The sequence below is a fragment of the Paraburkholderia nodosa DSM 21604 genome, from assembly GCF_000519185.1.
GTDB lineage: Bacteria > Pseudomonadota > Gammaproteobacteria > Burkholderiales > Burkholderiaceae > Paraburkholderia > Paraburkholderia nodosa.
In genome coordinates this window covers 1-5739 of sequence record NZ_JAFA01000099.1, presented here as the reverse complement: position 1 = coordinate 5739, position 5739 = coordinate 1, and the positions used below count along the sequence as shown (strand labels likewise).

Below are 5739 nucleotides of genomic sequence, written 5' to 3'. Positions count from 1 at the left end.
CTGATGCGTATGGGCCGGACATGTCCCGACCTTGATGCGACGCTGTTCTTCGATCCTGACGAGATTCACGGTGCCCACCTGCTGCTGAAAATACGACGACCGTCGAAACCGCTCGGACTCAACGAAATGATCCGACTGGTGGCGCGGTGCGGTGGCTTCCTCGCTCGCAAAGGCGACGGCGAACCGGGCGCAAAGACGATATGGCAAGGTCTGGAGCGCGTCATGACGGCAGCGGAAACTCTACGCGGACTGCGCCATGAACTCGCGTAGTCCGAGATGTGTATAACGCGGTGGGTTTAACCTGGCACCTTGACGAGACGTACGTCACGCTGAGCGATGAGCCGTATCTGCTATGGCGAGCGGTATTGCCGCGCACTACCAGATTCCGCTTAATGACCTGCTGCACGAACAGCGCGCGCCTCCCGACAATCCTCACCCTCGCGACATCGACGATCCATTCTGATGGCCATCACCCAACAACAGCGGCCCATAACCGCCCCTGTTGTTGACGCTTCTACTCAACTTTGCGCCGCCATCTAATGACGCTTTTACACCGCCGCTAACACCTGGTGCCGCGAACACGGCGTGTACCCACAGCAACTCCAGCAATGGCGCGACAGCGCAACGCAGGCGCTTGTCGAGCCCACGCACAAGCGCGCCAGTGCGCAGCAGACCAAGGAAGACCGCCGGCGCATCAGGGAGCTCGAGCGAGAACTGCGGCGAAAGGACAAGGCCCTGGCTGAGACAGCAGCGTTGCTGGTGCTGTCAAAAAAAGTCTCGGCGATCTTCAACAAGGACAAAGGCGAGGACGAATGATCGGGCTCGAAGATCGCCAGACGCTGGCCCGGGACATCGAAGCGGCGCGGCAGGACGGCGCGCGGCTGCAACAGGCCTGTGAGGTCGCTGGCATCGACCAGCGCAGTCTGCAGCGCTGGAAGGCCAGCGATGGGCTCGTATCGGGTGATGGCAGGCCCGCTGCAGTGCGGCCGACGCCGGCGCATGCACTGACGCCAGCGGAGCGCGAGCGAATCCTGCAGGTGGCCAACGAACCTCGCTTTGCCGACATGCCCCCGGCGCGCATCGTCCCCATGCTGGCCGACGAAGGCGTGTACCTGGCCAGCGAATCGAGCTTCCAGCGTGTGTTGCGCGCGCATGGACAGAACCAGCACCGGGGCCGCGCCAGGGCACCGCGCAAGAGCCGTCCTCCGACGACGCATATCGCCACGGCCCCGCGCCAGTAGTGGTGCTGGGACATGACGTATTTGCCCGCCGAAATCGTTGGCCGCTGGTTCTACCTGTACCTGATTATGGACGTGTACAGTCGCAAGATCGTGGGCTTTGAAGTGCACGACAGTGACGATTCGGACCATGCGGCGCACCTGGTCAAGCGCACTGCGCTGGCCGAGGGCATCCACGCCATGGCGACCAGGCCAGTGCTGTACGGCGATAACGGCTCGACCCTGAAAGCCACGACCGTCCTGGCGATGTTGACCTGGCTTGGCGTCAAGCCGTCGTACTCGCGTCCGCGCGTGAGCGATGACAACGCGTATGTCGAAAGCCTGTTCCGGACGGCCAAGTACCGGCCAGAATACCCTGACAAGGGCTTCGCGAACCTGGAGGACGCTCGCGCCTGGGCTTCGCGCTTCGTGCATTGGTATTAACCATGATCACCGACACAGTGGCATCCGTTACGTGAGCCCCGCACAGCGTCACGCAGGTGAAGACGCTGCGATCCTCGCCGCTCGTCACGAGGTATATCTCCAGGCTCGCGCGCGCAATCCGCAGCGCTGGTCGGGTGCCACGCGCGACTGGACTCCTATCGGTGCAGTGACCCTAAACCCCGAACGCGATGCCATCGTCAAGACGCATTCTGGCAGCATCGATATTCAGCCATTGGCTGCATGACCGAGGCGACAACTTGCTTGACTCGCGCCGGTTGACAGCAGGTGTGACCCGGGAACTGAAGTCTCTCGATCGACAGCCTTTACAAAGCTCAGAAACCCACGCAGGATACTCAGCATTGCGGATTGGCTCGGCGGTGCACGACGAACACGCGTGATCCATTCGAGAACGTCAATGGGCTTTATCGATTCACCAGGGTGATCGTTGGCAAAGTCGTTGACGAAGCGTGAGAGGGTTCCGCTATGGGTTTGCCGGTAACCCAGCAACTTGCGGTGCTCAACGTAGCGAGCTCAGCAGCTCCTGAAGTTCCTCACCGTTCATGACCGTCTCCAGGCCACGGCATGGCGATACGCGACAGCGATAACAAGTCCAGTTTCGCGTAAATGGCAGTTGACTGAAGGGATTGATGACCCAGCACATCGGCGATGTTTTTGAAACTCGATCCGCGTGTCAGCATGGTTGTTGCGACGGCGTGGCGTATCAGATGTGCCGCACCGCGCGCGGGAGCGATATCCGATCGAACCAGGGCTCGCCGGACGATCTTGGAAATCGCGCTCGAGTCGGCGAATGGCTGCGACGGTGGAGTCGCTTGCAGGAATATCGTCCTGTAGGATGATGGAGGACGCTCCCGTTTGAGGTACGCCAGCAAGGCGCGGCCCACGTCTCGGGAGAGTGGCAGGTCACGGTCACGACGGGTCTTGGTTTCACGGATATGAATGACGCCGCAGGCCCAGTCAACGTCATCCAGACTGAGGCGAGCGACTTCGGCAGCACGCATCCCGGTTCTCGCGAGCAACAGCACTATTGCCGCATTCCGCAATGGTTGAAACGTCGCAGCATCGACCACGCATTTGATCAGCCGATCGACATCGGCGCACGACAAACGCGGCGGAAGCGTCGCATGACGCCAACGCCGAATTCTTGGAAGCGTTTCCTCCAGACCGGGCTGCGTCAATTCCTTGACGGCGAGAAAGCGCAACATTGCGCGCAGCGCGACGATCGGTGAACTCGATGGTCGCCGCTTCCTGCTTGAGAATTCTTGACGCAGGTATGTGCGCAGATGTTCGGTTGAAAGGTCTTGCCAATTCGGCGGACTGTCGCCACACCACCCAGCCAGGAAACGTTGAACAAACCGGCCATACTTCCTTCGGGTGCCTTGTGCCAGCCCCCTGACAGCGCCGAGGTATGAATCAAACTCGCTCAGAAACTGAACTGCGGTCGTAATTGATGGCAAGCGTCCTTCGGGATATTCCGTCCCGCGTAATTGGCCCGGATGGGTCATCGTCTTCTCCTTGCCGGCCATCATGGCCGGTAGGGAAAGTTCAGGACATTATGCGAACCTTTGCCACCACCCTGTCGATCTTGCACAACCCCGCCGCAGCAATGCGGGGCGCGATCGCCGTGCCCGAGCTTCGCCTAATTCAGCGGTGGGGGTAATCGCAAATACCTGAAGCTTCGGGTATTCACGAATCCCGGCCGACCCTCAACTCGCCACGCTCGAATGGGTGCACTGGTACAACCACCATCGGTTGCTCGGCCCGCTCGGGTACGTGTCGCCGGCGGAAACAGAGGAAGCCTACAATCGGAACATGGCGCTATCCGCTCGCGCGGCGTAGCGCCAAACTCGGCGGTCTCCGACAAACCCGGAGCGGTTCACCGTTCGAGCAGCAGTGGCTCGCGTAGCCCATTACTTCCGGTCCGCAAGCCACCAGGCGCACCACGTTGTCCACCACCGCCGAGCGGATCTCATGCTCATGCTTTTTGAAATACCGCCACCAGGCCTCGCCGGTCTGCAGCAGTTGTTTGATCGGACTGACGGTTCTGATGATCCGTACCTCCCGTGCGCGACATCTCCGACTCTACCATCCCCCGCTCGCGGCCATCGGCGGGCTTGCCTGCGGCGTTGGCCTTCGCATACCGACGGTTCTAGTCGCCGCGCAGCGGCTTACCTTGTTCTGTGAGGGACTGCTGGGTTTTCCAGGGGCGACTCAACCACATAGCAAAGCGCCGCACGGAGGCGGCGCTTTGCTGACTGAAAAGCTACTCCAACTACCCACACGGAATGCTGACGACACAGGCCGACGTCATGAACGCCGACCCGCTCGCCTTCATCCGGCAGTGGGTCGCGACCGGGCACCTCACTCGTCGTCGGTCGGCGCCAGTTCCCAAGCGGCGTTTTCACCGTTGCGGGATAGCGGATTGTCCTCGCCGACATCGGTGGGTAGGTCGGCCGGGGCGAAGCTGTAGCTGTAAAGCTCGTACAGCACCTGTTCCATTGGCGTGTAGTAGACGATGGAACGGCCGTCAGGCTCGCCGGAGGAGATGATCCCGATCAGATGCCGGTCGTAGGTGACGACCGGTCCGCCAGAGTCGCCGTTGTCAATGCTGTTGAGCTCGGACGTGTGCGCGGCATTGATGTGCTCATAACTCGGTCTCCAAACTCCCGCCGCGACAGACATGCCTTGCCACACGCAGCGGACGCCGGTGCGCCAACCGCTTGTGCAGTACTGTTCATCCGGCGCGTCCGACCACCCGGTAACAGCAAGGCGCGCTTCCCGCCCGGCACGCGGCATGAAGACCTGGTTTTTCGCAAGGGGCGTATAAGTCTGGATCGGATTGCAGACGGCTGCGCTGTGGTGAGAGGCGCAGTACAAGGACATCGGAGTCGGCTGGGGCGATATCCGCACAAGCTCGATGTCCGAGGCAGCCGACTGCCACACGACGGTGCCGATGGCAACGGTACCCACGTGGATGGTCGCGTACATCGGCGCGCAGTGCTTGGCAAGCACGAGCCATCGTGTGGCACGTTGGTAAGGCGTCAGTCTGTGGAGGATGCTCTTGGGCACCAACACCGCCCCTACGCTGCATGATCCAGAGGGAACGCTGACCTTCGAGCCAGAGATGACCGGCAGGACGGCGCGGTCGGGATTGCGAGGCTGCACGACGCCCGGGGTTTGCGCCGTGGCGACCGAGGATGCGAGGGTGGTGGCGATGGCCATTGCGAGGGATGCCACACGCTTTTGCAGTGGTAGGTTTTTCATCAAAGAGCTAAAGTCGGAACTGGTGTACGGGGGAGTTGAGGCGGGAGATTGAAGGCGGTGGAGGTTTCAGCTGAGAATCTGATTGTCGAAGTCGGAAACCAGCAAACAACAAACCATCCACCATGAGCAAGTTTACGGAAAAAGCGGTTGTCGGTCATTGATGCCGTTGGCCCGTGAGGATCCACCTTGCGTTTCCTCTTACTCGGTCACGGGGCGGGACGCGTTCATTTCATTCCTCCGAAGACGAATTCGTGCAGGTGCCAGCCTTCCCAGCCCATGGCCAGCAGCATCACGACATGTAGCTTGCCCGGCCGGATTGAGCAGGGGACGATGATTCCTCGCCAGATTGCCGGCCTGATGTATTGGAGGGACTTCACGCGAGGTAGGCGGCTGGCCTGCCGGTAGGGCTTATCGGCGCCCGGACTGCGCGAGAAGGGCTTCCACCACGTTGAAGCCGACGCAGTCGGCCGGGTCCAGCCGGCGCAGCTTGGCAAGGAGCTTTAGGGCAACCGCGCGTTCGCAGCGGCGAACGCTGATAAAGGCCAGCGCCTTCAGCGTGAAGAGCCAAAAGCGTGCCGGTCCAGGAATCGTGAAATCTGTGTCGCCTGGCTGTACCGCACACCAGTCAATGTCAATTGACGCTTCCCGCGCTGCAGCTGTCAAAGCCTTGGTTGCAACTTCCTTCGCCTCGCCAAGCTCGCCCCGGTTCGCGTGAAACTTGTATAGCAGATAGTAGGGTGGCAGGCAGCGCGGGTGACAAAGAACGGCGGTCCACAATGCAGCGGTAACATCGTCA

The 5739-nt window shown here is 61.1% G+C and carries 5 protein-coding genes and 2 pseudogenes; 3 read left to right on the top strand and 4 right to left on the bottom strand.

Annotated features, from left to right (window positions below; genetic code table 11):
* Both A3CW_RS0143935 and A3CW_RS52980 read left to right on the top strand, forming a co-directional pair.
* On the top strand, positions 1-270 hold a 270-nt coding region (locus A3CW_RS0143935), incomplete at its 5' end, for an IS4 family transposase (RefSeq protein WP_028206752.1).
* Between the two features lie 291 nt (positions 271-561).
* A pseudogene (locus A3CW_RS52980) lies at positions 562-1905 on the top strand (IS3 family transposase); the annotation flags it as partial.
* A 307-nt stretch (positions 1906-2212) separates the two neighbouring features.
* Here A3CW_RS52980 and A3CW_RS52045 read toward each other — a convergent pair.
* Positions 2213-3184, bottom strand: coding sequence for a tyrosine-type recombinase/integrase (locus tag A3CW_RS52045; RefSeq protein WP_161782987.1), 972 nt, complete (start codon positions 3182-3184; stop codon positions 2213-2215).
* Between the two features lie 202 nt (positions 3185-3386).
* Between A3CW_RS52045 and A3CW_RS52975 the strand changes: the two are divergent.
* Positions 3387-3518 (top strand): annotated as a pseudogene (locus tag A3CW_RS52975) (IS3 family transposase); the annotation flags it as partial.
* A gap of 522 nt (positions 3519-4040) precedes the next feature.
* Here the strand turns inward: A3CW_RS52975 and A3CW_RS0143910 are convergent.
* From A3CW_RS0143910 to A3CW_RS53170, 3 genes are all read right to left on the bottom strand, one after another.
* Positions 4041-4901 (bottom strand): trypsin-like serine protease, encoded by an 861-nt coding sequence (locus tag A3CW_RS0143910; protein WP_245623904.1) that lies wholly within the window; start codon positions 4899-4901, stop codon positions 4041-4043.
* 266 nt (positions 4902-5167) lie between these two features.
* The gene (locus tag A3CW_RS52040; RefSeq protein ID WP_245623903.1) at positions 5168-5320 is read right to left on the bottom strand and encodes a plasmid pRiA4b ORF-3 family protein; all 153 of its coding nucleotides are present in this window, start codon (positions 5318-5320) and stop codon (positions 5168-5170) included.
* Positions 5321-5351: 31 nt separating this feature from the next.
* Positions 5352-5739 (bottom strand): hypothetical protein (locus tag A3CW_RS53170; RefSeq protein WP_028209140.1); only part of this gene is annotated, 388 nt, incomplete at its 5' end.

Bases quoted from the DNA above. Each gene is read 5' to 3' on its own strand.
- A3CW_RS52045 (WP_161782987.1), bottom strand. From the start codon at position 3,184: ATGACCCATCCGGGCCAATTACGCGGGACGGAATATCCCGAAGGACGC.
- A3CW_RS0143910 (WP_245623904.1), bottom strand. From the start codon at position 4,901: ATGGCCATCGCCACCACCCTCGCATCCTCGGTCGCCACGGCGCAAACC.